General features: G+C 68.1%; 29 protein-coding genes. 18 read left to right on the top strand and 11 right to left on the bottom strand.

Annotated features, from left to right (window positions below; all coding sequences use genetic code 11):
• Positions 1–44: 44 nt before the first annotated feature.
• Together AC1DRO_RS16980 and AC1DRO_RS16975 are read right to left on the bottom strand one after the other, a co-directional pair.
• Entirely contained in the window at positions 45–731 is a 687-nt protein-coding gene (locus tag AC1DRO_RS16980; protein ID WP_476951725.1) for an SRPBCC family protein, read from the bottom strand.
• Positions 732–741: 10 nt separating this feature from the next.
• Complete coding sequence (locus tag AC1DRO_RS16975) at positions 742–1,212, bottom strand: universal stress protein (RefSeq protein WP_476951724.1); 471 nt, start codon at positions 1,210–1,212, stop codon at positions 742–744.
• Between the two features lie 174 nt (positions 1,213–1,386).
• On the opposite strand from AC1DRO_RS16975, the gene AC1DRO_RS16970 reads away from it, so the two are divergent.
• Complete coding sequence (locus AC1DRO_RS16970; protein ID WP_476951723.1) at positions 1,387–2,259, top strand: NAD-dependent epimerase/dehydratase family protein; 873 nt, start codon at positions 1,387–1,389, stop codon at positions 2,257–2,259.
• A 19-nt stretch (positions 2,260–2,278) separates the two neighbouring features.
• Positions 2,279–3,310: an aldo/keto reductase gene (locus AC1DRO_RS16965; protein WP_476951722.1), complete on the top strand. Its 1,032-nt coding sequence runs from the start codon at positions 2,279–2,281 to the stop codon at positions 3,308–3,310.
• A gap of 80 nt (positions 3,311–3,390) precedes the next feature.
• On the opposite strand, the gene AC1DRO_RS16960 is transcribed toward AC1DRO_RS16965, so the two are convergent.
• Positions 3,391–4,155: a FadR/GntR family transcriptional regulator gene (locus tag AC1DRO_RS16960; RefSeq protein ID WP_243181705.1), complete on the bottom strand. Its 765-nt coding sequence runs from the start codon at positions 4,153–4,155 to the stop codon at positions 3,391–3,393.
• Between the two features lie 140 nt (positions 4,156–4,295).
• Here AC1DRO_RS16960 and AC1DRO_RS16955 point away from each other — a divergent pair, with 140 nt between their 5' ends.
• The 7 genes from AC1DRO_RS16955 to manD all read left to right on the top strand — a co-directional run bounded on the left by AC1DRO_RS16955 (position 4,296) and on the right by manD (position 11,916).
• Positions 4,296–5,591 carry an ABC transporter substrate-binding protein gene (locus AC1DRO_RS16955; protein WP_476951721.1) on the top strand — a complete coding sequence of 432 codons (1,296 nt, stop codon included), beginning with the start codon at positions 4,296–4,298 and terminating at the stop codon, positions 5,589–5,591.
• A 133-nt stretch (positions 5,592–5,724) separates the two neighbouring features.
• Positions 5,725–6,693 (top strand): carbohydrate ABC transporter permease, encoded by a 969-nt coding sequence (locus AC1DRO_RS16950; protein ID WP_459385587.1) that lies wholly within the window; start codon positions 5,725–5,727, stop codon positions 6,691–6,693.
• Complete coding sequence (locus tag AC1DRO_RS16945) at positions 6,690–7,583, top strand: carbohydrate ABC transporter permease (RefSeq protein ID WP_243181708.1); 894 nt, start codon at positions 6,690–6,692, stop codon at positions 7,581–7,583. Before AC1DRO_RS16950 ends, AC1DRO_RS16945 begins: the two co-directional genes overlap by 4 nt.
• Before the next feature lie 7 nt (positions 7,584–7,590).
• On the top strand, positions 7,591–8,739 hold the full coding sequence (gene dgoD, locus AC1DRO_RS16940) for a galactonate dehydratase (RefSeq protein ID WP_476951720.1): 1,149 nt from the start codon (positions 7,591–7,593) through the stop codon (positions 8,737–8,739).
• Between the two features lie 91 nt (positions 8,740–8,830).
• The gene (locus tag AC1DRO_RS16935; protein ID WP_476951719.1) at positions 8,831–9,502 is read left to right on the top strand and encodes a bifunctional 4-hydroxy-2-oxoglutarate aldolase/2-dehydro-3-deoxy-phosphogluconate aldolase; all 672 of its coding nucleotides are present in this window, start codon (positions 8,831–8,833) and stop codon (positions 9,500–9,502) included.
• A complete protein-coding gene (locus tag AC1DRO_RS16930; protein ID WP_476951718.1) occupies positions 9,502–10,530 on the top strand; it encodes a sugar kinase in 1,029 nt (342 codons plus the stop codon). Before AC1DRO_RS16935 ends, AC1DRO_RS16930 begins: the two co-directional genes overlap by 1 nt.
• 156 nt (positions 10,531–10,686) lie before the next feature.
• The gene (gene manD / locus AC1DRO_RS16925) at positions 10,687–11,916 is read left to right on the top strand and encodes a D-mannonate dehydratase ManD (RefSeq protein ID WP_028276128.1); all 1,230 of its coding nucleotides are present in this window, start codon (positions 10,687–10,689) and stop codon (positions 11,914–11,916) included.
• Positions 11,917–12,073: 157 nt separating this feature from the next.
• Here manD and AC1DRO_RS16920 read toward each other — a convergent pair whose 3' ends face one another.
• The 3 genes from AC1DRO_RS16920 to AC1DRO_RS16910 all read right to left on the bottom strand — a co-directional run bounded on the left by AC1DRO_RS16920 (position 12,074) and on the right by AC1DRO_RS16910 (position 15,295).
• Positions 12,074–12,283: a hypothetical protein gene (locus AC1DRO_RS16920; protein ID WP_028276129.1), complete on the bottom strand. Its 210-nt coding sequence runs from the start codon at positions 12,281–12,283 to the stop codon at positions 12,074–12,076.
• 202 nt (positions 12,284–12,485) lie between these two features.
• On the bottom strand, positions 12,486–13,649 hold the full coding sequence (locus AC1DRO_RS16915) for a cyclase family protein (RefSeq protein ID WP_476951717.1): 1,164 nt from the start codon (positions 13,647–13,649) through the stop codon (positions 12,486–12,488).
• Positions 13,646–15,295 (bottom strand): purine-cytosine permease family protein, encoded by a 1,650-nt coding sequence (locus AC1DRO_RS16910; RefSeq protein WP_476951716.1) that lies wholly within the window; start codon positions 15,293–15,295, stop codon positions 13,646–13,648. The genes AC1DRO_RS16915 and AC1DRO_RS16910 overlap by 4 nt, the downstream gene beginning before the upstream one ends.
• Before the next feature lie 243 nt (positions 15,296–15,538).
• On the opposite strand from AC1DRO_RS16910, the gene AC1DRO_RS16905 reads away from it, so the two are divergent.
• On the top strand, positions 15,539–16,321 hold the full coding sequence (locus AC1DRO_RS16905; protein WP_476951715.1) for a phosphatase PAP2 family protein: 783 nt from the start codon (positions 15,539–15,541) through the stop codon (positions 16,319–16,321).
• Between the two features lie 6 nt (positions 16,322–16,327).
• On the opposite strand, the gene AC1DRO_RS16900 is transcribed toward AC1DRO_RS16905, so the two are convergent.
• The gene (locus AC1DRO_RS16900) at positions 16,328–16,615 is read right to left on the bottom strand and encodes a MerR family transcriptional regulator (protein WP_028276131.1); all 288 of its coding nucleotides are present in this window, start codon (positions 16,613–16,615) and stop codon (positions 16,328–16,330) included.
• Between the two features lie 136 nt (positions 16,616–16,751).
• Between AC1DRO_RS16900 and AC1DRO_RS16895 the strand changes: the two genes are divergently transcribed.
• The 3 genes from AC1DRO_RS16895 to AC1DRO_RS16885 all read left to right on the top strand — a co-directional run bounded on the left by AC1DRO_RS16895 (position 16,752) and on the right by AC1DRO_RS16885 (position 18,093).
• Complete coding sequence (locus AC1DRO_RS16895; protein WP_476951714.1) at positions 16,752–17,180, top strand: Hsp20/alpha crystallin family protein; 429 nt, start codon at positions 16,752–16,754, stop codon at positions 17,178–17,180.
• A gap of 106 nt (positions 17,181–17,286) precedes the next feature.
• Entirely contained in the window at positions 17,287–17,610 is a 324-nt protein-coding gene (locus AC1DRO_RS16890; protein WP_476951713.1) for a J domain-containing protein, read from the top strand.
• A 93-nt stretch (positions 17,611–17,703) separates the two neighbouring features.
• Positions 17,704–18,093, top strand: coding sequence for a hypothetical protein (locus tag AC1DRO_RS16885; RefSeq protein WP_476951712.1), 390 nt, complete (start codon positions 17,704–17,706; stop codon positions 18,091–18,093).
• A gap of 27 nt (positions 18,094–18,120) precedes the next feature.
• Here AC1DRO_RS16885 and AC1DRO_RS16880 read toward each other — a convergent pair whose 3' ends face one another.
• A complete protein-coding gene (locus AC1DRO_RS16880; protein ID WP_476951711.1) occupies positions 18,121–18,669 on the bottom strand; it encodes a TspO/MBR family protein in 549 nt (182 codons plus the stop codon).
• Positions 18,670–18,792: 123 nt separating this feature from the next.
• Between AC1DRO_RS16880 and AC1DRO_RS16875 the strand changes: the two genes are divergently transcribed.
• Positions 18,793–20,331, top strand: coding sequence for a GH1 family beta-glucosidase (locus tag AC1DRO_RS16875; protein ID WP_476951710.1), 1,539 nt, complete (start codon positions 18,793–18,795; stop codon positions 20,329–20,331).
• Between the two features lie 21 nt (positions 20,332–20,352).
• Here AC1DRO_RS16875 and AC1DRO_RS16870 read toward each other — a convergent pair whose 3' ends face one another.
• Positions 20,353–21,420, bottom strand: coding sequence for an App1 family protein (locus AC1DRO_RS16870; RefSeq protein ID WP_230010202.1), 1,068 nt, complete (start codon positions 21,418–21,420; stop codon positions 20,353–20,355).
• Positions 21,421–21,496: 76 nt separating this feature from the next.
• Positions 21,497–22,252, bottom strand: coding sequence for a DUF72 domain-containing protein (locus AC1DRO_RS16865; RefSeq protein ID WP_476951709.1), 756 nt, complete (start codon positions 22,250–22,252; stop codon positions 21,497–21,499).
• A gap of 126 nt (positions 22,253–22,378) precedes the next feature.
• On the opposite strand from AC1DRO_RS16865, the gene AC1DRO_RS16860 reads away from it, so the two are divergent.
• The 4 genes from AC1DRO_RS16860 (at position 22,379) to AC1DRO_RS16845 (ending at position 25,937) form a co-directional block, all read left to right on the top strand.
• Positions 22,379–24,166, top strand: a complete 1,788-nt coding sequence (locus AC1DRO_RS16860; protein WP_476951708.1) for a glycoside hydrolase family 15 protein — start codon at positions 22,379–22,381, stop codon at positions 24,164–24,166.
• Positions 24,167–24,319: 153 nt separating this feature from the next.
• A complete protein-coding gene (locus AC1DRO_RS16855; protein ID WP_223913587.1) occupies positions 24,320–24,625 on the top strand; it encodes a hypothetical protein in 306 nt (101 codons plus the stop codon).
• A gap of 63 nt (positions 24,626–24,688) precedes the next feature.
• Positions 24,689–25,006, top strand: coding sequence for a hypothetical protein (locus AC1DRO_RS16850; RefSeq protein ID WP_476951707.1), 318 nt, complete (start codon positions 24,689–24,691; stop codon positions 25,004–25,006).
• Between the two features lie 169 nt (positions 25,007–25,175).
• Complete coding sequence (locus AC1DRO_RS16845) at positions 25,176–25,937, top strand: SDR family oxidoreductase (RefSeq protein WP_476951706.1); 762 nt, start codon at positions 25,176–25,178, stop codon at positions 25,935–25,937.
• A gap of 15 nt (positions 25,938–25,952) precedes the next feature.
• Here the strand turns inward: AC1DRO_RS16845 and AC1DRO_RS16840 are convergent, their stop codons facing one another.
• Entirely contained in the window at positions 25,953–26,363 is a 411-nt protein-coding gene (locus AC1DRO_RS16840; RefSeq protein WP_476951789.1) for a sterol carrier family protein, read from the bottom strand.
• Positions 26,364–26,809 lie beyond the last annotated feature (446 nt).

Raw genomic sequence — 26,809 nt, 5'->3', positions numbered from 1 at the left:
GTGACCACAGCCGGGGAGGGCCGGGACCACGAATTCCGCGGACCCTAGCTCCGGCGGCCCTCTGCCCTGGACCGGATCCCCAGGAGCATCCGCCGTTCCATCAGGAACTGCACCGGTTCCAGCAGTGCACGCAGGGCCAGACCCTCCGCCAGGGGCGAAAAGTCGTACCGGGTGCGGGACAAAAGCCTGGTGGCCTGGGGCCCGGCAGGTCGCAACACGAACGTCCAGCCGATGTCCAGCCGGCGCCCGGTGGGACGGACCCCTGCCGGCGACATCCTCCCCGTGCGCAGATCGATGGTTCCGCCCAGCCCCAGCGCCGCCCCGGACCGGATGAGCCGGACCGGAATCCCGCCGTCGGGGGACAGCGGAACGACGTCGCCAACTTTCAGGCGCTGCAGCTCCGGGAGAATCCGGTCCGCACTCCGGATGCCCAGACCCGCGCCGCGTTCGAGCCAGTCGTAGGAGTAGAAGCCGCCGCGCCCGGCGCCCATCTGGACAAGCCACGGCCAGACCTCTGCCACCGGGGCCGCAATGGTGATCGCGCGGGTGCTTTGCATGCGCGGGGCGGGCACGATCTCGTCCCCGGCGAGCGGGCCGGCGGCCTCCTGGGTGGTGGCCCCCCAGCGCAGGAGCCGCGGCCGGACAGCCAGGACGTAGGCTGCGCCCGCCGATGCCGCAGCCAGCGCCGCGAGCGGTCCGCGCAACCGGCCGGGGACGTGCTGACCGCTCACGCGAGGGACCTCATGCGCTGGTCCGGCCCCTGGCGTCGTCCGATTCCGGCCCGACCACCACCACCGGGCAGTGGGAGTGGGCCGCGACGGCCGCGCTCACCGAGCCCATGACCTGATGGAGGAAGCCGCCCTTGCCGCGCCGGCCCACCACGAGCATTTCGGCGTGCTGGCTTTCCTCGACGAGGACCTTGGCGGGCGCCCCGAACTTGACCGAGCGGGTAAGTCCTTCCGGACGCGATTCGCCGAAGGCCCGCTCCAGTGACTGGTCCACGAGGCGTTCGGCGGTCTCCTCCAGCTCATCGAGGGTGGGCGTTCTGTCCTCGGGCAGGTGGGAGGCCAGGAAGAAATCGGAAGTTCCCAGGCACGTGATGACGTCCAACGGGATGTTCAGAGCGGTGGACATGCGCCCGGCGAGGCGGAGCGCCGTCGTCGAAAACTCCGAACCGTCCACACCCACGACAATGCGCTGATCACCGTTCATGGTCCCCAGCCTTGCCCCTGCCCCCGGGACTGCCTAGGGCCGAAAGTCACGCGGGGCTGGGCACCGCGGCCGCCTCCGCTTAGGGTGGAACGGTGATTGCCGGCACCGGAGCAGGTGCCGGCCCATTGGCCGGACCATGACGTCCAGCCGAGCCTGCCACCCGAGGAGTTCCTGATGAGAGTTGCTGTTACCGGAGGAAGCGGAAAGCTGGGCCGAAACGTCGTGCGGCGGCTCAGCGATGACGGGCACGAGGTGACCAACCTGGACCGCACCGGCGTGCGCGGCCCGGGGTTCACGGAGGTGGACCTGCGCAACTACGGCCAGGTGGTGGATGTGTTCCTCGGCCTGGAGGACCGCCATGCCGGCTTTGACGCTGTGGTGCACCTGGCCGCGATTCCTGCACCGGGCCACGCCCCTGATGCCGCCACCTTCGAGAACAACATGCAGTCCACGTACAACGTGTTCCAGGCTGCCCGCCGGGCCGGGATCAAGAAAATCGTCTACGCGTCCAGTGAGACGGTGCTGGGGCTGCCTTTCGACGTCGACCCTCCCTACATCCCGGTGGACGAGGAGTACCCTGCCCGGCCGGAAAGCACGTACTCCCTGGTCAAACACCTTGAGGAGCAGATGGCCATCCAGCTGACCCGCTGGGACCCGGACCTGAGCATCACCGGCCTGCGGTTCTCCAATGTGATGGACCCGGAGGACTATGAGGAATTCCCCTCCTTCGACCACGACGCGCGGGCGCGTAAATGGAATCTCTGGGGCTACATTGACGGCCGGGACGGCGCCCAGGCCGTGGCGCGAGCCCTGGAGCACGGCCAGCCCGGGTTCGAGGCGTTCATCATCGCCAACGAGGACACGGTGATGAGCCGCTCCAGCGCCAGCCTCGCCGCCGAGGTGTTCCCGAACGTCAAAGTGGTCAAGGACCTGGCCGAGCACGAGACCATGCTCTCGATCGACAAGGCCAGGCGGCTGCTGGGCTACGCGCCGGAGCACACCTGGCGGAACTACCACCCGCTGCGCACCACCCCCACGGAAGACTGACCCCAACTTGAGGAGCTCCATGCAATACCGCACCCTGGGCAACAGCGGCGCCGTCGTCTCCAACTATGCGCTGGGCACCATGACTTTTGGCGCCGAGGCCACCGAGGAGCAATCCCGCGCGATCCTGGATGACTACTTCGCGGCGGGCGGCAACTTCATCGACACCGCCGACGTCTACAGCTCGGGGGTGTCGGAGGAAATCATCGGCCGGTGGCTGGCGGACCGGGCCGAGGTCCGGGACCGGGCGGTGGTGGCCACGAAGGGCCGCTTCCCGATGGGCCAGGCCCCCAACGACGTCGGAACCTCCCGCCGGCACCTGGTCCGGGCACTCGATGACTCGCTGCGCCGGCTCGGCGTAGAACAGATTGATCTCTACCAGCTGCACGCGTGGGATCCTGTCACGCCCCTCGAGGAGACCCTCCGGTTCCTGCACGACGCCGTCACCAGCGGCAAAATCGCCTACTACGGCTTCTCCAACTTCCTGGGCTGGCAGTTGACCAAGGCCGTCCATGTGGCGAAGGCCCATGGCTGGAGTGCCCCGGTGACGCTGCAGCCGCAGTACAGCCTGCTGGTCCGTGAGATCGAGTCGGAAATTGTGCCGGCCGCACTCGACGCCGGGATCGGGCTGCTGCCATGGTCGCCGCTGGGCGGCGGGTGGCTGTCCGGCAAGTACAAGCGCGACCAGCCGCCGGCCGGGGCCACCCGTCTGGGCGAAAACCCGAAGCGGGGGATGGAAGCCTGGGAGGCCCGCAACGCCGATCCGCGCACCTGGGACGTGATTGCCGAGGTGGGGCAGACCGCCGGGCGCCACGGCGTGAGCCCTTCCCAAGTGGCGCTGGCCTGGCTGGCGGACCGGCCGGCGGTCACCTCGGTGATCCTGGGCGCCCGTACCACCGCGCAGCTGGCGGACAATCTCGCGGCCGCGGATCTGCGGCTCACCGCGGAGGAGACGGAGCGGCTGACCGAGGCCAGCCGGCCGCGCGTCGGCGTCTATCCGTACGGGCCGATGGCCCAGGAACAGCGCAGCCGGAAGCTCGAGGGCGGCCGCTAACCAGGCAACGGGCTGACAAGGCAACGCGGGGCCCCTTAGCGCCGGTCCGGGGGGTGGGGATGGGAAGTGTCCCCGCGTTGTCATTCGGGGAAGCGCTGCCCTTCGGGGGAGGCGGGGCCGCCGGCATGATAGCTGGACCAGATGTCGCCCATTTCCTCCGTGGACTGCTCCACGATCCTGCTCATGGCGGCGTGCGCGGCGTCCGCCTCGCCGCGCTGAATAGCGCTGGCCACATCGACGTGCAGCTGCAGGGCCTCGTGGTGTGGCAAGTGCGGCATGAGTCCGTGCTGGGTGCGCCCGGTCAGCACCTCGGTCACCAGGTTATGCAGCTGGGCGAACATGGCGTTGCCGGAGGCCCGGAGTACCGACGCGTGGAATTCGATGTCGAGGCGGAGGAACTCGTCCCGGTCTCCGCGCTGGCCGGATGCCCACAGCCGTGCGGCCAGCGAGACGAGGTCGCTGCCGGCATCCCAGGAAGCCCTCCCGGCAGCGAGCCGGGCGGCCGCCGGTTCGATTGCCCCGCGGAGCTCGTTCAGGGCCTGCAGCTGCTCCAGCCGCTTTGACGAGGCCAGCCGCCAGCGGATTACCTGCGGGTCGTACGCGTTCCACGATTCCTCCGGCTGCACCACCGTCCCCAGCCGCCGCCGCGACTCCAGCATCCCCTTGGAGGACAGCACGCGGGTGGCTTCCCGCACCACGGACCGGGAGACGTTGTGCCGGGCCTCGATCTCGTCCAGGCGCAGGATCGAGTGCGGTGCCAGCGTCCCTTCGGCGATGGCAAGCCCCAGGTTCTGGAGCAGCACGGCATGCAGGTCTGCTGTTGGCTCCGCCTTTGGAGTTTTCATAAATAAATCATACTGGCGGCCCACAAGGTCTTGTATAAATCTGCTTTATTTACCTAAGATCACTTCCAGAGCAGATGTAAAGATGCATTTGCAGCCGGCTGGACAGAGACGCCCAGCCCTGAAAACCAAAGGAAGTCGTAATGAAGCGACGTTCAATTGCGAAGTACGCGGCCGTCGCCGCCGTCCTGTCCCTGGGCCTGACCGCCTGCGGCGGGGCCAGCGGCAGCGCCGACGCCAAGACCTCCGGCACCGTCCGGGTCACCCTCGCCAACCACGTCTGGACCGAGGGCATCAAGGCAGCCATTCCGGAATTCGAGAAGTCCAGCGGACTCAAGGTCGAACTGACCCAGCTGGGCGAAGACCAGCTCTCGGACCAGTACAACGTCAAGCTCAACGCCGGCAGCGACGAGATCGACGTCATGATGTACCGCCCGCTCCAGGAAGGAAAGGCGTTCGCGAAGAACGGCTACCTTGCGGACCTGACGTCCAAGGTCTCCTCGGACGCCGCGTGGGACTGGAAGGACTACCAGGAGGGCCCGGTCAAGGCCACCACCGCTGACGGCAAGGTGGTCGGCGTGCCGATCATCACCGAACGCGAAGTCCTCTACTACCGCAAGGACCTGCTGAAGGCCGCCGGCCTGGAGGTTCCCAAGACCATGGACGAGCTCGAGGCCGCGGCCAAGGCCATCAAGGCTGCCTCCCCGGGCACGGCCGGCTTCGTGGCCCGCACCGGCAAGTCCGCCGCCGTCACCCAGTTCTCCAGCTTCCTGTACAGCTTCGGCGGCGACTTCACCGACGCCAGCGGCAAGTCCGCCGTCAACTCCGAGGCCGCGAAGAAGGCCTACGCGTTCTACGGCGGCCTGATCAAGAACTACGGCCCCGCCAACGTCAGCACCGACATGAGCTGGCCCGAGGCCATGGCGATCTTCACCCAGGGCAAGGCCGCCTTCTACACGGAGGCCGACTCGCTCTACAAGAACGCCACCGACCCGGCCAAGTCCAAGGTTGCCGACACCGTCGGTTTCGCCGCACTGCCCGCCGGCCCCGCCGGCTCCAAGCCGTACAACATCCCGTCCTGGGGCCTCGCCATCAACCAGGCATCCAGCAACCAGGACAACGCCTGGAAGTTCATCCAGTGGGCCACCAGCAAGGAACGCACCCTCGAGGCACAGAAGGCCGGAGTCCCCGGACCCCGCGCGTCGGTCTGGGCTGACCAGGCCGGCACCTCCACCTACCCGAAGGACCTCGCCGAGGCCATCTCCGCCAGCGCCAAGAACGGCGTCGGGCACGACCGTCCCCAGGTTGTCACCGTAGGCAAGGCCCGCGAAATCGTGGGCGGCCCGATCGTCGCCACCATCACCGGCTCTGACTCGTCCGCCGCAGCCGACACGGCGCACGACGCCTTCCAGAAGTTCCTGGACAGCGAAAAGAAGTAACGCCCCAGGCGCCCCTGCCAGGCTTCGCGCCTGAGCACTGCGCCTGAGCACCAAACAGCCCGGCGGGACGGCGGTCCGATGCCGTCCCGCCGCGGCCAGCTTTTCACTTCACCCCCAACTCCTTAGGTGAACCATGTCTGTATTGACCACTCCCCGCAGCGCCCAGACCCAGCCGCCGTCCGGCCGCAAGGGCGCCCGCACCCCCGGTGCACGCGAGAACTTCTCCGGCTGGGCCAACCGGCACCGCAAATGGCTCTTCGCCGCCCCCGCCATGATCTTCGTCGGCGTCCTGATCGTCTTCCCCCTCGGCTGGACCCTGTACCTGAGCCTGACCGATTCGCAGGGCTCCGTCCGGGCGGCCTCCGAGTTTGTCGGCGTGCAGAACTACCTCACGGTCCTCTCCGACGTCGAACGCTTCTGGCCCGCCGTCGGCCGCACGCTGAGCTTCACCGGCGTTGCCCTTGTCTGCGAAGTGGTCCTCGGCATGTGCATTGCGCTGCTGCTGTGGCGCCCGTTCCGCGGCGAAAAATGGGTCCGCGTGGCCATCCTGCTCCCGCTCGTCGCCACCCCCGTGGCCGTCGGCATGATGTGGCGGCTGATCTTCGATCCCAACATCGGCTTCGTCAACCAGCTGCTCGGCATGGTCGGGATTCCCGCCCAGCCCTGGCTCTCCGGCCAGGACACGGCGCTCGGCACCACCATCTTCATGGACGTGTGGCAGTGGACCCCCATGGTGGTCCTGATCCTCCTGGCCGGACTGACCTCGCTCTCCGAGGAACCCGACGAGGCGGCCCGGATGGACGGCGCCAACGCCTTCCAGCGGTTTTTCTTCATCACGCTGCCCCTCATGATGCCGACCGTGATCGTCGCCATCCTGCTCCGGGGCATCGACGCCCTGAAGACCTTCGACATCCTCTACGCCACCAAGGGCAAGGGCGGCGGGTCCTTCCACGAAGTGGAAACGCTCAACGTCTACGCCTACGGGCTGAGCTTCGACTACAACCAGTACGGGCTCTCCTCCGCGGTGCTGATCCTGTTCTTCATGATCATCATCGGCTCCATGTGGCTGCTGACCATGCGCAAGAAAGCGGTAAGCAAATGACCGTAGTGTCCGAAAACACCGAACCCCAAACGGTCGCCGCCGTGCCGGCCAAGATCGCGCCGCGCCCCCGGAAGCCGCTGGGCACCCGCGCGTACAAGGTGTTCCGCGTGGCGGCACTGGTGGCCGTGGTGCTGTTCCTGATCGCCCCGCTGTTCTGGATGCTGCTGGCATCCCTCAAGACCAACGTGGACATCTACGACACCGGCAAGTCGTTCCTGTTCACCCCCACGTTCGAGAACTACGCCAATGTGCTGCAGCGGAACAACTACTTCGTCTTCATCTTCAACAGCTTCTGGGTGGCCTTCGTCTCCACTGCCCTGTCGCTGGTCCTGGGCGTGCCCGCCGCCTACGCCATGAGCCGGTTCACGATGCACCGCTCGGCCCTTGTGGTCCTGATGGCCCGCGTCATCCCCGGCGTCTCCCTGCTGGTGCCCTGGTACTACGTCTTCTCCAACCTGAAGATGGTGGGCGGCTTCGAGGTGCTGATCCTCAGCCACATGTTCGTCGCGCTGCCGCTGATCGTGTACATCATGATGAGCTACTTCGATTCCCTGCCGCTGGAGCTGGAGGAGTCGGCCCAAGTGGACGGCCTCACCCCGATCGGCGCCTTCCGCCGCATCACCCTGCCGCTCTCCGTCGCCGGCATGGCCACCGCCGGCATCCTGTCCTTCATCTTCTCGTGGAACAACTTCATGTTCGCCCTGGTGCTCTCCGGCTCCAAGACCAAGACCCTGCCGGTCGCGATCTTCGACTTCGTCTCCTACGCGAGCATCGACTGGGGCGGACTCATGGCGGCCGCCACCGTGGTCACCATTCCGATCATGATCATTGCGCTCTTCACGCAGAAGTACATCGTCTCCGGCATGACCGCCGGCGCGACCAAGGGCTAGGCAACAGATGACACTCATCAGCAGGATTGAAACGTTCCTCGTCGCACCGCGCTGGCTCTTCGTCCGGGTCGAGACCGAGAGCGGGATCGTCGGCTGGGGCGAGGCGAGCTGCGAAGGCCGCAGCGAAACCGTACGCACCGCCGTCGACCAGCTCTCGGAGCTGCTCATCGGCAACGATGCGCTGCGGATCGAGGACCACTGGCAGGTCATGACGAAGGGGTCCTTCTACCGCGGCGGGCCGATCCTGGCCAGCGCCGTGTCCGGCCTGGACCAGGCGCTCTGGGACATCGCGGGCAAGCACTTCAACACGCCCGTGCACCAGCTTCTCGGCGGCCATGTCCGGGACCGGATCCGGATGTACGGCTGGGTGGGCGGGGATGAGCCCAATGAGGTGGCGGACCAGATCAGCGCGCAGCTGGAGGTCGGCCTGACGGCGGTCAAGATGAACGCCAGCGGCCGGATGAGCCCCATCGCCTCCGTGGCCGAGCTCGACGGCGTCGTCCGCCGCGTCGCCGCCGCCCGCGAGGTCCTCGGCGACCACCGCGACGTCGCCGTGGACTTCCACGGCCGCTTCAGCCTCGCCAACGCCCGCCGGGTGGCGCCGCTGCTGGAACCGTACCGGCCGTTCTTCCTCGAAGAGCCGGTGGTCCCGGAAAACACGCACCTGCTGCGCGAGTTCACGTCCTCCACGGCGACGCCGGTCTCCACCGGTGAGCGGCTCTACAGCCGGCAGGAATTCCTGCCCGCGCTGCAGGCCGGCATCGCCGTGGCCCAGCCGGACCTCTCCCACGCCGGCGGCATCACCGAGGTCCGCAAAATCGCCTCGCTCGCCGAAATCTACGAGGTCCAGCTCGCCCCGCACTGCCCGCTGGGCCCGCTGGCGCTCGCCGCCTGCCTGCAGGTGGGCTTCGCGACGCCCAACTTCCTGATCCAGGAGCAAAGCATCGGCATCCACTACAACCAGGGCGCCGAAGTCCTGGACTACGTCGTGGACAAGTCCCCGCTGAAGTTCGTGGACGGACACATCGAACGGCTCACCGGCCCGGGCCTGGGCATCGAGATCGACGAGGCCGTGGTCCGGGCCGCGGACAAGCGCGGGCATGCCTGGCGCGGTCCCGTCTGGCGGCACCCCGACGGCGCCTTCGCCGAGTGGTGAACGCCGGAACGCTGGGACCGGACCTGTTGCCCCGGCGTATTTGCCCCGACGTATTTGCCCCGACGTATTTGCCTCGAAGGAGAAGCCTGACATGGAGAACACCCTGACGCCCGAACTGCTGCTGGCCGGGATCCAGGAAAGCCGGCTGGTGGCCATTGTGCGCGGCACGGACGGCGCGGCCGCCGCGAAGGCAGCCCTCGCGGCGATGGAGGAGGGCTTCCGGTATGTCGAAATAGCGCTCACCACGCCCCGGGCCCTTGAAGCCATCCGGGAAGTCCGCGCGGCCGCCCCCGCGGGCTGCTTCGTCGGTGCCGGAACGGTGCTGACGGCCCAGGACGTTGCCCGCGTCGCCGAGGCGGGCGGCCAGTTCATGGTGACCCCGTCGCTGGCAGAGTCGATTGCCGAGTCGGCCCGGCTGGCACTGCCTGTGCTCGCCGGTGCGCTGACACCCAGCGAGGCCCACGAAGCCATGAACCGCGGCGCCACGGCTGTCAAGCTCTTCCCCGCTTCCATCGGCGGTCCGGGCTACCTCAAGGCGCTCCGCGACCCGTTCCCCGGGATCCCGTTCATCGCCGTCGGCGGCGTCGGGCTGGATGAAGCCGAGGGCTACTGGGAAGCCGGTGCCATTGCCGTGGGGCTCGGTGGACCGCTCTTCGGCGATGCCGGCTCCGGCGGCGACCTCGCCCCGATGCGGGAGCGGGCCCGCGGTTTCGTGACCCTGGCCGCCGGGTTCGGCAGCCCGCGCGCGGAGAGCCTCCGGTGATGGCCGCCGTCGGCCCGGCTTTGGCCGAAGAGAGAGTCGACCTGCTGACGTTTGGCGAGTCCATGGTCTCGCTGCGGTCCACCGGCCCGCTGTCCGCCGGCGGCAGCCTCGGCATGCACGTGGCCGGGGCCGAATCGAACGTGGCCGTCGGGGTCGCCCGGCTCGGGCACAGCGTTACCTGGGCCGGGGTTGTCGGCGCCGACCCGCACGGGGAGTACATTTTGCGGCAGCTGCGCGCCGAGGGGATCGGGCTGCGGCACCGGATTGACGCGGCAAGGAATACCGGGGTGATGTTCCTTGAACAGCGCACCGCGGATGTCACCCGGGCCTTCTACTACCGTGCCGGATCCGCCGGGTCCACCCTCGGCCGGGAGGACCTGGACCGTGCCCTGGCGGCCGGGGCACGGATCCTGCATCTGACCGGCATCACCGCCGCCCTCAGCCCCGACGCCCGCAAGGCCGTGGAGTATGCGGCCGAGCGCGCCGCCGCCGAGGGCATGGAGGTCTCTCTCGACGTCAATTACCGCAGCAAGCTCTGGACCCGGGAGGAGGCCAGCGCCGCGCTCACGCCGCTTGCCCGGCACGCCAGCATCGTGATCGCCTCCGACGATGAGCTCGGGCTGGTCGCGGCCCCGGTGGGTGCTGGCCCGGAGGGATCACCGCACCCCGGCGATGCCGATACAGATGCAGATGGCGCCGAAACAGCCATGGCCGCCGAACTGCTGGAGCGCGGCGTCCGTGAAGTCGTGGTCAAGCGCGGCGCCGCCGGCGCCGGTGTCCACACCGCCGACGGGCGATGGGAAGTGCCCGCCGTGCCTGTGACCAGCATCGATACCGTGGGCGCCGGGGATGCCTTCACCGCCGGCTACCTGTCCGCCCTGCTCGACGGCGCCGACGTCGCCGGCCGCCTGCAGCGCGGCGCCCTGGCGGGAGCCTTTGCCGTCAGCACCGCGGGGGACTGGGAAGGCCTGCCCGGCCGTGCGGAGCTGGCACTGCTCGGGACGCCGGGCGGAACCACCCAGCGCTAAGCCCCCGTTTTAAGCCCGCCGCCTCGCGGCGACGGTTCTTCGGCCGTCGTCCGGCCGTCCGGGACCGCCGACGGCGCCCCCACCGTTCCGGCCGGCGCCGGGCCGCTGGCGCCGGGCAACTAAGACACCCCCCGTTAGAGCAGAAAAGGACCTGTTGTGAAAATCATTGCCGCTGAAGTGTTCGTCACCAGCCCCTCCCGGAACTTCGTGACCCTGCGGATCACCACCGAGGACGGCGTGACCGGGATCGGGGACGCGACCCTGAACGGGCGCGAGCTCGCCGTGGCCGCCTATTTGAAGGAGCACGTCGCGCAGCTGCTGATCGGCAAGGACCCGCACCGGATCGAGGACACCTGGCAGTTCCTGTACCGGTCCTCGTACTGGCGCCGTGGCCCGGTCACGATGGCCGCGATCGCCGCCGTGGACATGGCGCTGTGGGACATCAAGGGCAAGCTCGCCGGAATGCCGGTCTACCAGCTCCTGGGCGGGGCGTCCCGGAACGGGCTGCGCGCCTACGGGCACGCCTCCGGCGCGGACCTGCCGTCCCTGTTCGATTCGGTCCGTGAGCACCTGGAGCTCGGCTACAAGTCGATCCGGATCCAGACCGCGGTGCCCGGGATCAAGGCCGTCTACGGCGTCGCGGCGCAGGCCCAGGCCTCCGGGGAGCGCTATGACTACGAACCGGCCGGGCGCGGCGCGTTCCCGCAGGAAGAGGACTGGGACACCCGCGCCTACCTCCGCCACCTGCCCACCGTGTTCGAGGCGGTGCGCAACGAGTTCGGCCCGGACCTCCCGCTGCTGCACGACGGGCACCACCGGATGACCCCGATCCAGGCCGCGAAGCTGGGCAAGGCGCTCGAACCCTACGACCTGTTCTGGCTCGAGGACTGCACCCCGGCCGAAAACCAGGAAGCCCTCCGCCTGGTCCGGGCGCACACCACCACCCCGCTGGCGATCGGGGAAATCTTCAACACCGTCTACGACTACCAGGCCCTGATCAAGGAACAGCTGATCGACTACGTGAGGGCAGCCTCCACCCACTTCGGCGGGATCAGCCCGCTGAAGAAGGTGATGGACTACGCCGCGCAGTACCAGATCAAGTCCGGCTTCCACGGCCCCACCGACATCTCCCCGGTCGGGTTCGCCGCGCAGCTGCACGTGGGCCTGGCGATCCACAACTACGGCATCCAGGAATACATGCAGCACTCGGACAAGACCAACGAGGTCTTCGAACAATCCATGACCTTCGTCGACGGCTACCTGCACCCGGGCGACAAGCCCGGCATCGGCGTCGAATTCAACGAGGAAGCCGCCGCCGCGTTCCCCTACCAGCAGGCCTACCTGCCCTACAACCGCCTCGTGGATGGAACCGTCCATGACTGGTAACCCGACCACGACCGGCAAACCGTCCACGACGGGTAACTGGCACTGACGGGTGGCAGTGCATTAAGCACCAAAAAGGTCCCGGGCGGCGAGTCGATGCTCAGCCGCCCGGGACCTGGCTCTTTTGAGTCCGGTTCTCAGCGTCCGGTGTGCTGGTTGCTTAGTGAACCTGTTCCCGGGTCATGCCGAAGGGAACCTGGTCGGAGAGGGCCGCGGTGTAGTGGCCCGGCTTGTGCCGCGTGAGCAAAATGCCGTGCGTCCCGGTTGTCATGGCGAGCTGCTGCAGCCCGCGGACGGCGTCGTTGAGTCGGTCGTCGAGCACGCGCCGGTTGTCGACCTGGATCTCAATGGGCTCGGTAATGGTGGTCATCGCTCTGTCTTTCTTGGAGTACTTCTAGTCGGCCCCAATGGATTCAGGAACAGTAACGTCATATTTATTGGCCCGTCAAATCACCACGCCGCGTGTGCGCGTGGCCCGTGCGGACGCCAAATGCCCGCACATTGCGGCCCGGGCGGCTGACCTGCAGATCCACCCAGGCCCGGGTGGTCCCAGTGAGTCTAATCACCCGGCATCACTGCGGGCAGGCCGAAAGATGCTCGTGGACGCAAACAATGCCGCCGTCGGGGGCGCGGGAGAAGATGATGGTCTCCCGTTCATCGCTCGTATCGCGGCCACCGTTGCGGTCAACCCGGACCGTCGTGGCCACGCGGTGTGAAAACACCGCGGTAGCCCCGAGGAGCTGGATATCCTGCTCCCTGCTCCGGCATTCGAGCACACGCCAACCACCGGCGAGCCAGCTGTCCCAAAGGGTGCGGTAGGCGCCGCGGGACCCAAGGCGCTGGGCTTCCGGATGGAAGATGAAGGTCGCCTGCGGGCTGAAGGCCGCAAAGTAGGCCTCGGTGTCCGTGGCGGCGAAGGCGGCGACCAGGCGGTCGGCTGCCTCCTGGACCTCTTCGCGGCTGAGGGCGCGGGGCGCTGCCGGCTGCAGCGCCGCCGGCAGCGGCCGGCCCACGGCCCGGATCGGAGCGCCGTCGGCCCCGGGGATATTGAGGGGAAAGAGGAAGAGCTCGACGTCGGATCCTGCGTCTGTGGCCCGCTGGACCTGTTCCAGCCCGGTGAGGTTTTCCACGATGATGCAGCCGTTTCCGGCCAGGATGGCGTGGGCGGGGAAACCGCCGCCGGCCGGGTCGCCGTCCTGGTTGCCCTGCTGGTCGCCGTGCGTGGCGCCGGGGGAGGTGGGATCCACGCTGAGGGCATCCAGGCCTACGGCGCGGTAGCCGCGGTCCACGATCAGTTGCGCCGCCGCAGCCTCCAGCCATGGGTGCTTGAGGTACTCCTCCGTTCCCCACGCCGCTGCGCAGCCGGTGTGCAGCAGGAGGATTTTCTCTGGACTGTCCCGATACCCGGGTTTCCCTGGCTCCCCGGCTGAGCCCGCCGGGGCGATTCCCGCCAAGTGCGCGGCGGTGATGGCGCCGCCGCGGGCCACGTCCCGGACGTCCACGATTTCGGCGACGCCGCCGAAAAGGGACAGCGGCAATTCGTCCAAACCTGCCCAGCCGTCGCCCACATGCAGGGGTGCGTCGGCGTGGGTACCCGAATGGGAGCCCAGTCCGAGCGAGAGCACGTTGGCGCCGTCGGCCTCCACGGTCAGTGCCGATGCGATCCGGACCTCCGGGTCGCCGGGATAGACAGGCATTCCGGTGCGCAGCGGGACGCTGAGATCGAACCACGTCACCGCTGGCCCACCAGTTCCGTGTCGAAGTCGCCGTGCAAGTCCGGCGCGGCTGCCTCCGGTGTTCCGTTAGCGACGGTGTTTCCAGCCGCATCGATGACCGGCGGCACCGGGGTGTCCTTCGAGGGGATCCAGCGCGGCCCGGCGGCCGGGAACACGCCGCGCGGCTCCGGGAAGATCCACAGCAGCCCGAGGTAGAGGACGGCTGCAAGCCCCAGCGATGCCGGCAGGCTGATGTCCACACCGCCGGCCAGGTTGCCCAGGGGCCCCTGGAACTGGCCGGGCATGTTCACCATGCTCAACCCGACGGCGGCGCTGACCAGCCAGGCCGTCATGCCGCGCAGGTTCCAGCCGTGGTTGAACCAGTACCGTCCGCCGGTCTGGCGCCGGTTGAACACCTGGAGGGCGTCGGCGTCGTACCAGCCGCGGCGGGTGATGAAACCGATGATCATCACCACCATCCAGGGCGCGGTGCAGGTCACGATCAGGGTGGCGAACGTGGAAATGCTCTGGACGAGGTTGAAGGCGAAGCGGCCGGCGAAGATGAAGGCGATCGCCAGGACCCCGATGAACAGGGTGGCCTGGACCCGGTTGAACCTCGGGAAGACGCTGCTGAAGTCAAGGCCGGTCCCGTACAGCGAGGACGCCCCGGTGGACATGCCGCCGATCAGGGCGATGGCGCAGAGCGGGATGAAGTACCAGGCGGGGGAGACTGCCAGCAGGCCGCCGACGTAGTTCGGCGCCGCCGGGTCCATGAATTCCGGCGCCTTGGTGGCGATGATGGACGCCGTGGCCAGGCCAAAGACGAACGGAATAAGGGTGGCCAGCTGGGCCAGCAGCGCCGCGCCCATGACCTTGCGCTTCGGGGTGCCGGTGGGGATGTAGCGCGCCCAGTCGCCCAGGAACGCGCCGAAGGAGATGGGGTTGGACATGACGATCAGGGCCGCGCCGATGAACGCCGGGATGAACCCTGCGACGCCGACGCCGTCGAATCCGGTTCCGAAGGCGCCCTCGAAGTTCAGGTTGAGGTCGCCCGCGAAGGCGATGAAGCCGACGACGAACAGCAGGGTGGCCGCGGTGACGGCAATCTTGTTCACGAGCAGCATGAACTTGAACCCGTAGACGCAGACCACCAGAACGAGTCCACCGAAGAGGCCGTAGGCGACGGCGAACGATCCCATGTCCTGCGGCAGGCCAACCAGCCGGTTCAGCCCGCCGACCAGGGCATCGCCGGAGCTCCAGACCGAGATGGAGAAAAATGCCAGCGCGGTCAGCAGTGACAGGAATGATCCGACCACCCGGCCGTGCACGCCCAGGTGGGCGGAGGAGGACACCGCGTTGTTGGTTCCGTTCGTGGGGCCGAAGACGGCCATGGGCGCCAGAAGGAGGGCGCCGACAACCAGGCCCGTCACCGTCGCGGCGAGCCCCTGCCAGAACGACAGGCCGAACAGGATCGGAAATGCGCCCAGGAAGGCGGTGGCAAAGGTGTTGGCCCCGCCGAACGAAACCCTGAACAAGTCAAAGGCGCTGGCATTGCGGTCCTTTTCGGGGATCCGCTCAATGCCGTAGGTCTCCACGTCGGTGACCTTGCCGCGGTTCCGCCCTGCGCCGGCGCCGTCAGGCTTTTCCTCGACCATATTGTTCTCCATCCCGCTCATCATTGATTCCTAAGAGTTGCTTTATAAGCATCACAAGTTGTGTTGGAGGCTACATTGTGAAGCGGCTCACAGCAAGGCCCCGCCCTGTCCGGCCGGCGGTTTACGCAACCGGCCGCCGGACCGGGACCCTGCCGCGGGAAGCCCGGGCGGCCGATGTGCCCGCCGCCCGGTGAATAACAGGGATAATCTTCAACGGGGACCATCCACAACACGGCGCAAAGGCGGCACAGCGACATGGCACAGGCTCAAGCAGGCAAACCCCAGGGGCGGTGGCGGACCTTCCACGAAAAGTTCGTCGTGGAGGAGCGCTTCATGAGCGTGACGGCGCGCCGGAATCTCTACCGGACCGCAGTCGTCCTGATGATCGCGGGCGCCGTGTTGTTCGTGGTAATCCTCGCCGGAGTCCTGCAGCACGGCGGCATCTCGGCGGCGGATGAGCCCGTGCGGACCTGGCTCCTGACCCTGCGGGCGGAACCCACCACCATCATCATGATCATCCTGGCGGTCATCTTCGGCCCCATCGGCCTGCCAATCATCGTCCTGATCGTGACGGTGGCCTGGGGCCTGCTCGCCAAGCATGCCTGGCGGCCGATGCTCCTGGCCGGCGCCATGCTGACCGGCGTCATTCTGGCACAGGTCATCGGCCACATCGTCGAACGCCACCGGCCTCCGATCGACCTCATGCTCTTCGGTGCCGACTCCACGTTCTCGTTTCCGTCCGGCCACGTCCTCGGCGCGTGTGACTTCCTGCTGGTCACCACCTACCTGGTCTTTTCGCGCCGGAAGAACCCCATGTCCGCTGTCATCGCCTTCATTGTGGCGGGGATCGGCATCTTCTTCGCCGCCGTCAGCCGCCTCTACCTCGGCTACCACTGGATGACCGATGCCTTGGGCGCCTTCTCGATCTCTCTCGTGATCCTGGGCGGCGTCATTGCGCTGGACACTTGGCGGACGGCGCGGATTCCGGGCGAACAGGTCACCGGGACGCTCTCTACCGCCGACACCAGCCAGGACTGAGCACCGTCAGCGGCTGCGCGCCCGCTTGAGTTCGGCCCGCAGCCGGGCGTTGGCGGCCTCGAGTTCCATCACCTTGGCCACGCCGGCCAGGTTGAGCCCCTCCGCCAGGAGTTGGCCGATCCGCCGCAGCACCACAAGGTCTGCGTCGCTGTATTGCCGGGTGCCACCCGCAGTGCGGTCCGGCGCGAGGAGCCCCCGGCGCTCGTAGAGCCGGATATTCTGTTGCCCCGTGCCCACCAGCTGCGCCACTACCGAGATGGCGTACAGGCCTGAATTCGCGCCCCGGTCCGCCATGGTCTTCCTCCCGTTCCGAAAATTCCCTTGCATCAGTGTTTCACCGGTGCTATAAAAAATCTATACCCGATACCACAGGAAAATTGTGGTGGGTTGTGGAAGGAATGCAGATCAAGGCTCGCTGAAGGAGTGGGAAATGATGTTGATTCGGACGGACCCGTTCCGTGACTTCGACCGGCTCGCGCAGCAGGTGTTTGGGACCGTGGCGCGCCCAGCGCCCATGCCCATGGACGCGTGGCAGGAAGACGGCGTCTTCGTCGTCGCGTTCGATCTTCCGGGGGTCAATGCCGACTCGATCGGGCTCGACATTGAGCGCAACGTCCTGACGGTCCGGGCGGAACGGCGCGACCCGGCGCGGCCCGACGTTGAACTGACGGTCTCGGAGCGTCCCCGTGGAGTGTTCAGCCGCCAGCTGATCCTCGGCGACACCCTGGACACGGAGAACGTCAAGGCGAACTACGCCGACGGCGTCCTGACGCTCCGCATCCCGGTGGCGGAGGCGGCCAAGCCGCGGAAGATTGAAGTCACCCGTTCGCAGGACAAGATGCAGGAGATCGGGAAGTAGCCCCGGGCCGGCGCGGCGCCCGCAGCGTCGCTCCGGCACCGGCTGCATGCAACGGAGGCCGATCATGCCCGGCAGGAACACTGATCCCCGAGGCTACTATGCGCTATTGCACGTCTCGCCGGAGGCGGGCCGGCAGGAGATTGGCCGCGCCTTCCGGGCGCTGATGCGCCGGCACCATCCCGACGTCGGCCAGGCAGGCCTCGACCCGGCCGATGTCAGCGCCATTCTGCACGCTTTCGCCGTGCTGCGGGACGCCAGGAGCCGGGCGGAGTACGACGCTGGCGGCTGGCGTCCCGCCGTCGAGGACGACACCTTCCAGCACCGGAACGACCATGAAGGCCAAGGCAGCCGCGACATCCCGGTGCGCATCATCCGGCGTCGGGATCCCCTTGTGCGCGTGCTCCCCGTCCGCTGGGAACCCGGGCCGTGACGGGGAAACACTCCTGGCCAGGCCGCTGACCCGGGCAGGAACCCACCCAGCAGTCCCACCCGGCAGTTATATCCACTGAGGAGGAGACCAGCCATGAGCGCATGGCGCCGTTACGATTCACACCTTATGCCGGTGTTCCACGAGCGCTTCGAAGCGCGCTGGGGCGGGGGAACGGCGCCGTTCCTGGACCCGGAGGCGCATGAGGCCCCGTTGCCCCGTGCGCAATGGATCAACATCGACACGGGTGCAGCGCTGGCGGTAGTCCCGATCTGGACAGATGAAGACAGCCAGCATCGATCCTTCGGCGTGTTCTACCTGCCGCCCGCAGGTGATATTTGGGTGCTGAGACCAGGCTTCACGGAGTATCTGGAACCCTCGATGGACGAGGCAGAGCAGCTCGTGACGCTGCGGAACGATGCCTTCCGCAAGGCCGTGGAGCACGCCAAGGTTTTCCTGTTCGGGCCGGAGACCTCGGTGTTCTGAGCGGCAAGGACCAGTGGATGCCAGGGATCAATTGCTGGCGGCGGCATAGGCGTTCAGGCTCAGCGAGAACACGATCCAGGAGAGGTACGGCAGCATGAGCAGGCCCGCCGCCCGGCTGATCAGGCCGAACCGGACCACCGTGACGGCGGCAGCCACCGCATGGACGGCGATGAGCAGCAGGGCCAGCCAGAGCGCGGCCCCGCCGGCCATGGGGTACATGCCGAAGAACAGGGGCGCCCAGGCGAGGTTGACGAGCAGCAGGATGGCGTAGACGGTCATGGCCCCCCGGCCGCGCCCGGAGCGAAGTCCTGTTCCCCGGCGCCAGACGAGCCACGCCGCCACTGCCATGGTCGTGTAGAGCGCCGTCCAGACCGCTCCGAAGGCCCAGCCCGGCGGAGTCCAAGGAGCTTTCTCTGCCGCCGCGTACCAGCCGTCGGCGTTGCCGATAATGACCAGCGACGCTACGAAGGACACCCCATGGGAGACCGCCAGGAAGCAAAGGAGGGCTGCCGCCTGCCGGCCGGGGCTGGGCGGCGCCGACGGCGGCCGGCGGTTGACGCCTTGTTCAATTTTCACGTGCACCGATCAACAGTGGCCGTTGGCATCGCGTCCGTCAAACGGCCAGGGTCGTGGCGCTCACCCCCGGGGGAGCCTAAGATCAGTCAACCAACCACCGAAACTACATAGAGGTCCCCGTCGATGAACGCTTCCGCCAAGGGTCTGGCTTCCCTTCTTCCTCCCGGCTTCACCCTGGGTGTGGCGACCTCTGCCTTCCAGATCGAGGGTGCACTCGATGAAGACGGCCGCGGCCCTTCCGGATGGGATGTCTTCGCCGCGAAGCCGGGGTCGATCGTGGAGGACCAGAGCCCGGCCGTTTCCTGCGACCACTACCACCGGATGCCCGAGGACGTGGCTCTGATGAAGGAGTTGGGGATCGACTCGTACCGGTTTTCGCTGTCCTGGTCCAGGATCCAGCCCGGCGGGAGCGGACCCGCGAACCCTGCCGGGCTGGACTTCTACGACCGGCTGATCGACCTGCTGCTCGCCAACGGCATTTCCCCCATGGCAACGCTCTACCACTGGGACACCCCATTGCCCCTGGACGAAGCGGGCGGCTGGATGAACCGTGACACGGCCTACCGGCTGGGGGACTTCGCCGCCATCGCCGCGGCTGCTTTCGGGGACCGCGTGAGGCGCTGGGTGACTGTCAACGAGCCCGCCACAGTCACCACCAACGGCTACGCCCTGGGCATGCACGCGCCCGGCGAGGCCCTCATGCTCAAGGCCCTCCCCAGCGTGCACCACCAACTGCTGGGCCACGGCCTGGCGCTCCAGGCGCTGCGTGCCGCCAAGGTGCCGGGCGACATCGGCATCACCAACGTTTACTCACCGATGGTCCCGGCCACCGCGAACCCGCTGGACAAGGTCAGTGCCGGACTCATGGATGTGGCGCAAAACCGGCTCTACGCCGATCCGGTGCTGCTCGGCAAATACCCGGATGTCATCCGGGCCGCCACCTTCTTTTCGTCGTCCTTCAGCCCGTCCAGCGAAGACATGGAGCTGATTTCCCAGCCCCTGGATTTCTATGGCCTGAACTACTACATGCCCACCCTTGTCGGGGCGGGTCCGGGTGAGGGGGCCGTGCCGCCCGGCATGGCGGAGGCCATGGGGGACGACCTCAGCGGGACACCCGGTGCGCCCTTCCACATCGCACCGTTCCCGGACACCGAGACCACGGCCTACGGCTGGCCGGTCAAGCCCGAATACATGTCCGTCGCCCTGGCCGAGATGGCTGAGCGCTACCCGGATCTGCCCCCGGTCTTCATCACCGAAGGCGGAGCCAGTTTCGAGGACGTCGTGGTCCAGCCTGCCGGGACGGACCGCCGGATAATCCCGGACGAACGGCGCCTGCGTTACCTCGCAGACCACATCGGCACGGCCCTGGAAGCGACACGTCCCGGCGGCGCCGCCGAGGCCATCGACCTTCGGGGCTACTATGTGTGGTCCTTCATGGACAACTTCGAGTGGTCCGCCGGCTACAAACAGCCGTTCGGTCTGGTGCACGTCGATTTCGATACCCAGGTCCGCACGCCGAAGGCCTCCTACTACTGGCTCCAGGAGGTCATTGCGGCCCGAAGCGCGGCGTCCGCCGGAGAGCCCGGCAGCGCCGCGCAGCCCGGCGGCGCCGGCGGGCAGGACGAAACCGACGACGTCGGAGAGCCACACCCGGCGGGCTGACGCCCCTCAAACCGGGACAACCTAGAGCAGATCCAGGTCCTGCAGGCCCTTGGCGAGCCCGGCGCCGTCGGGCGAATAGAACCACGGGACGGAGGACTCCGAGTGGTCCCCGGTGTCGGAGTGGCCGCCGGCGAAGACGGCCTCGCTGGCCGAGAGCTGCCGGATGCCGATCGCGGCCACCTGGTCCGGGTGCTTCTGCGCGAAGCCGGAGTAAATCTCTTCATCGTGCTGGCCGTTGTCGCCGAACAGCAGCCAGCGCATGTTCGGGAACTCCTGGGCCAGCAGCTCAAGGTTCCGCCGTTTGTGTTCCTGGCCGCTGCGGAACCAGCGGTCGTGCGTCAGCCCCCAGTCCGTGAGCAGCAGCGCGCCGGAGGGGTAGAGGTTCCGGGCAATGAAACGGGCCAGGGTGGGAGCTGCGTTCCACGGCCCCGTCGACAGGTAGATCACCGGCGCCTCCGGGTGCTCCACCTTGAGCCGATCCAGCAGGACGGCCATGCCGGGTGTCGCCATCCGGGCCCGTTCGTTCAGGACGAAGGTGTTCCACAGCGCCAGGAAGGGCCGGGGGAGGGCGGTGACCATGATGGTGTCGTCAATATCCGAGACGATGCCGAGCCTGGTGTCCGGCGAGATCACGAAAATCCTGGCCTCGACCGGTTCCGTTCCCTCGGCGCGCAGCACGGCCGTATGCCAGCCCGGGGTCAACGCCACGTGAACCAGGGTGTCCACCAGGCCGCCGCGGTCCGCATGCACGCGGGTGGTGACGCCGCCGATCTGGATCTCCACCTCGGTGAACTGGACCGGGACACTCGTGAACGCCCGCCAGCCGCGGAAGTTCTGGTTGCCGTTCAGGGCCAGCCGCTCCGCCTTGCCGCCGGGCACCGGCCGGCTGGTGAGGACCACGCGGCCCAGTACCCTGACCCACTCGGTCGAGCCGTAGCCCTGATAGGCGACTGTCTGCGGGCTGAACTTCCAGCGCCGGGCCGTCTTGAGCCGGAACCCGTTGACGGTGTCCGACACCCAGTGGGCGAGCCGGAAGGCCCTGTTGCCGGACACGGGCAGCTGCTGCGCTGGTTGCGAGGCCAATTCCATGCCTCCACTCTCCCACAGTGCCGGGCTCCGGCCGTGCCGGCGGGGTCCCCGGACCCGGGCCCCCCGCCACGCCGGATTACCAGCGTGGCGGCTCACCTAGCAGCCCGCGCAGTGTGGCGGCGTTGCGGACGGCGTTGCCGCCGCCGTCGTTGTTGAAATACGCGTAGACGTCTTTGCCGCCGGCCTGCCACTCGCGGATCCGGTCCGCCCACCAGCGCAGGTCGTCATCGGAATAGGACCCGCCGTACAGGACGTCGTGGTCGGGGCCGTGCAGCCGGATATAGACGAACGCCGCGGTGGCGCGCAGGACGCACGGGAGCCCGGCGCCGCTCATGATGCAGTAGGCCGCGCCGTGACGTTCCAGCAGGTCGTATACGGCGTCGTCGTCCCAGCTGGGGTGGCGGAACTCCACGCAGACGCGGATCCAGCCGGGCAGAGCCGACAGGAAGTAGTCCAGCCGGGCGTCGTCGCGCGCCAAACCCGGGGGCAGCTGGACGAGCAGCACGGCCCGCTTGTCGCCGAGTTCGTGCCAGCACCGGGTGATCCGGTCCGCCCAGACCTCGGGGGCGTAAAGCTTCTTGGCATGCGTCAGGCCGCGGGGCGCCTTGACGGAGAGGGCGAAACCGTCGGGCAGGCGGCGGCGCCAGCTGGCGAACGAGTCCTCTTTCGGCCAGCGGTAGAAGCTGGCGTTCAATTCCACGGTGTCGAAGCGGGCCGCGTAATATGCCAGCCTGTCCCGGGCCGGCAGGCCCGGCGGATAGAGGACTCCGTCCCAGTGGTCATAGCTCCAGCCGGATGTGCCGATCCGCACAGCGGCCACGTGCCCTGTCATGCCCCTTCCCCTTCCGCCCGACGATGAATCCTCGTCCTTCCGGCCGGCCCGGTGCGCCGACCCGGTGTGCCCTCCGCCGTGCGCCCTCCGCCGTGCCGGGGGCGGCGGTGTGGCACTGTAAGTGTCATGGTACGCATCGAGGATTATGCAATGGTCGGCGATCTGCACACCGCTGCCCTGATCAGCACCGAAGGCTCCATCGACTGGCTGTGCCTGCCGCGCTTCGACTCGCCGGCCTGTTTCAGCGCCCTCCTCGATTCCCCCGCGGCCGGCCGGTGGCTCCTGGCACCGGCGGGCGGCGGGGAATGCACGCGCCGCCGCTACCGGAAGGGCACGCTGATCCTGGAAACCGAGTGGGATTTGCCCGAGGGCAAGGTCAGGATCATTGACTTCATGCCGCCCCGCGACGAGGTGGCGGATATCGTGCGGATCGTGGTCGGTGTCCGCGGCACGGTGCGGATGCGCGGCGAACTGGCGCTCCGGTTCGACTACGGCCATATTGTGCCGTGGGTCCGCCACGACGAGCTCGGGATCCACGCCGTCGCCGGACCCGATGCCGCCTATCTGGTGACCGAGGCGCCGCTGCGCGGTGAGCGGATGCATACCGTCAGCGACTTCACGGTCAAGGCCGGGGAGCGTGTGCCCTTCGTGCTGACCTGGAGCCCCAGCCACCTCCGCCGGCCGCGGTCGGTGAACCCGGAAACGGTCCTGGCCTCCACCGAGGAGTTCTGGCTTCGCTGGTCGGCGAAGTGCACGGTCACCGGACGCTACCGCGACGCCGTCCAGCGCTCGCTGATCACGCTCAAGGCCCTGACGTTTGCCCCCACCGGCGGGATCGTGGCCGCCGTCACGACGTCGCTGCCGGAGGAGATCGGCGGCACCCGGAACTGGGACTACCGCTTCTGCTGGCTCCGCGACGCCACGCTCACGCTGCAGGCGCTGCTGGCCGCGGGCTACACGGAGGAGGCCGGCGCGTGGCGCGACTGGCTGCTCCGCGCCATCGCCGGGGACCCGGCGGATCTGCAGATCATGTACGGGCTCCACGGCGAACGCCGGATGCCGGAGCTCGAACTGCCGTGGCTGAAGGGCTACGAAAACTCCGCTCCGGTGCGGACCGGTAACGGTGCGGCCGGCCAGCTGCAGCTCGACGTCTGGGGCGAGGTCCTCGATTGCCTGTCCCTGACCCGGAACTCCCTGCTCAAACACACCGACGACGCCTGGGACGTCCAGGTGGCCCTCATGGAACACCTGGAGACGGCCTGGCGCCAGCCGGACAACGGGCTGTGGGAAATGCGCGGCCCGCAACGCCATTTCACGCACTCCAAGGTGATGGCCTGGGTGGCGGCGGACCGCATGGTCAAAGGCGTCCGCGACTTCGGCCTGACCGGCCCGGCGGACCGTTGGGAGGAGCTGCGTGACGCCATCCACGCCGAAGTCATGGCCAACGGGTTCGACGCCGACCGCAACACGTTCGTGCAGTCCTACGGGCGGCCGGAGCTGGATGCAAGCCTCCTGCTGCTGCCCCGGGTGGGGTTCCTCCCGCCGGATGATCCGCGCATCATCGGCACCATCGACGCGGTCCAGCGCGAGTTGACGCACGACGGCTTCCTGCGCCGCTACCTGCCGGCACAGAGCGATGACGGGCTGCCCGGCGAGGAGGGGGTGTTCCTGGCATGCTCCTTCTGGCTCGTCGAGGCCCTGATCGGGGCTGGCCGGCGCCACGAGGCCCGGGAGCTGTTCGAGCGCCTGCTGGCGCTGCGCAACGACGTCGGGCTCCTCAGCGAGGAGTGGGGCGTCGACACCGGCCGGCAGCTGGGCAACACGCCGCAGGCCTTCAGCCACTTCGCCCTCGTCATGAGCGCGCTGGAACTGCATGAAGACGGCGTCCGCCGCAGCGACACCCCGCTTCCGTGACCCGCGGCCCCGCCCCGCCCCGCCCCCGCGGCCCCGCCGCCGCGACCGCCGGCGGACGAAGGGCGGGACCTTCAGCACTTTCCCCGCACCGTAAAATAAGTACACTTACTAATATCCCGGCGGGGGATACGAGGGAACATAGGAGTGTTGCAAATGGCGGGATATTTTGAGCTCGTGGACGCGCCCGAAGGCGGCTACCGCATTCGCATGATGGACGGGGCAGGGCAACTGATGGCAGTCTCAGTGACGTTTCCCACCAAGAAAGCCGCCGTTGCCGGCGTCGCCCAGGCAAGGGAAATCGCCGGAACCGGCCTGATCAGGGACCGCAGCGCCGATGGCCGGGCCGCCGTGCCCGGATCGTCCGCCCGGGTGATCAGGGGGCGGCGCGGCGGTGCCGGGCGCTCAAACTCCACCCTGGGGGGCTCGCTGGCGGGCAAGAGGGCGCAGGCCCGTACCTGACCTGATCATCGAGTAGGCCGTTTCCCCAGCCGGTTCGCCGCGCCGAACGGTTACAGTATGGCCATGGAGCAGCGGGGGAATCGGAACTCCGGCCGTGCCCGGAAGAATCTGCTGGGCCGTGTGGCGGTGCCGCTCACTGCCGCGGCCATGCTGCTCGCCGGGCTGGCCCTTCTTGCCCGGCCGGTGACGCAGGAGGACTTTGGCTGGGTCGCGTATGCTCCGCTGGCCACGGGGCCCGTCGTGCTGCAGGGGCTCATGATCATGGGCCCGTGGATCTGGGCAGGGGTCGCGCTGATCAGCATCGGGTTGCTCCTGCTGGCGTTCTGGTCCGGCTACCGCACGGGCCGGCAGGCCCGGGGCCGCGGGGACGACTCCCGCTAGGCGGCCGCCGCTCGGCCGTCCGCCCCGCAGCCGGGCTGAAGCGCCTTCAGCCGCTCTCCCGCCGCCGCCGACAACACAGTTCGCGGCAGTCCGGGCGCGAAACACTGCCGTGAAGTGCCGTCTCGGCGGTACGCTGGCCGGGCAGCGCCTAACCTTCGAGGAGGACCTCATGAGCCAGCACCACACCCCCGGAAGGGTCGCCGTCGTCACCGGAGCCGGTTCCGGCATCGGCCGCGCAGTGGCCAGGCTCATGCTGGCCGAGGGATACCGGGTGGTCCTGGCGGGGCGGCGGGAAGAAACGCTCCGCGAGACCGCGGCCGGCCACCGCCAGGCACTCGCGGTCCCGTGCGATGTCACCGTCCCCGCCGACGTCGAACGGCTTTTCGCCGCCGCGCTGGGGCAGTGGGAACGCGTGGACGTGCTCTTCAACAACGCCGGCGTGTTTGGCCCCGCCGCCGCGGTGGACGAGATCACCGTGGAGGACTGGGACGCGACCCTCGCCGTGAACCTCACAGGGTCCCTCCTCTGCGCCGCTGCCGCCGTCCGGGCCATGAAGGCGCAGTCGCCCCAGGGCGGAAGAATTATCAACAACGGTTCGATCGCGGCGCATTCGCCCCGGCCGCGGACGGTGGCCTATACGGTGACTAAGCACGCGATCACGGGGCTGACCAAGAGCATTGACCTGGACGGTCGCGGGTTCGGCATCACCTGCGGACAAATCGACATCGGCAATGCGGCCACGGATCTCATGGAGGAGATCGGCGTCGGCTCCGGGGCAACTCAGGCGGACGGCAGCCTGCGGGCCGAGCCGACATTTGCGGTGCAGGACGCCGCCCGGGCCGTGCTGCTGATGGCCGGGATGCCGGCGTCGGCCAACGTGGGTTCCCTCGTGGTCACGGCCGCGGGCATGCCGTTCATCGGGCGCGGGTAGCCAGGCGCAGCCCGCTTAGAGCGGAAGCAATCCGGACAGGTCGGCGCGCAGCCCGGAGGCGGCTACCCGGCCGGCGGCGACGGCGTCCGCCCAGCTCAACTGCCCGCTGACCATCGCCAGCCACGTGGCGGCGTCGCACTCAATGACGTTCGGGGGAGTGCCGCGGGTATGGCGCGGGCCCTCCACACACTGCGTGACCCCGAACGGCGGGACGCGCACCTCCACAGAATTTCCGGGTGCCCGGGCGGTGACCTCCTCCAGAGAGTAGCGCACGGCCATCGCAACCGTGTTGCGGGGGACTGGAGTGCCGGCAGCTGTGCGGCTGGCGGGATGCGCGGCGTCCGGCATAGGAGCGTTGGCTGCCTGCCACGCGGTGAGGGCTGCGCGGCCCTCATCGAGGGCGATGCGACGTCGCGGAACCACCACTAACTTGCCTCCCAGCCGATCAAAACCGTCAGCGGCAAGCCCTTGTCCGGCCGCATCGGGATCCACCTTACTCCCAACCCTTTTCAGCGAGAGCTCGGCGGTCCCGGCGGCCGCCGCCCGCACCAGGGATACATCGAAAACCATGTAGCTTGAATATTAAGTAAAACGGATGTAGTTTTACTTTGCGGGTTCCCCCTCCAGGAACCCTTGCCGGTGGTCGTGACCGAGAAGGCAAACAGCCGCTTCAAGAAGTGGTGTGCTGCGCCGTCCCGATCGGGTAGCCGATTTCGTGGTGTGACGTGCCGCGGGCTCACGATCCTCGACAGTTAGGTCTCCTTCACGAGCCGGCGGGCGGTCACCAGGAGCAGCCGTCAAAATGACCAAAGGATGAGCCAGATGTTTTTTCCCCGGTTTCGTAGATGGTCCTTCGCCGTGCTTGCGTCCGC

The organism is Arthrobacter sp. P4_F11, from assembly GCF_056401395.1.
This window is presented reverse-complemented; position numbering and strand designations above follow the sequence as displayed.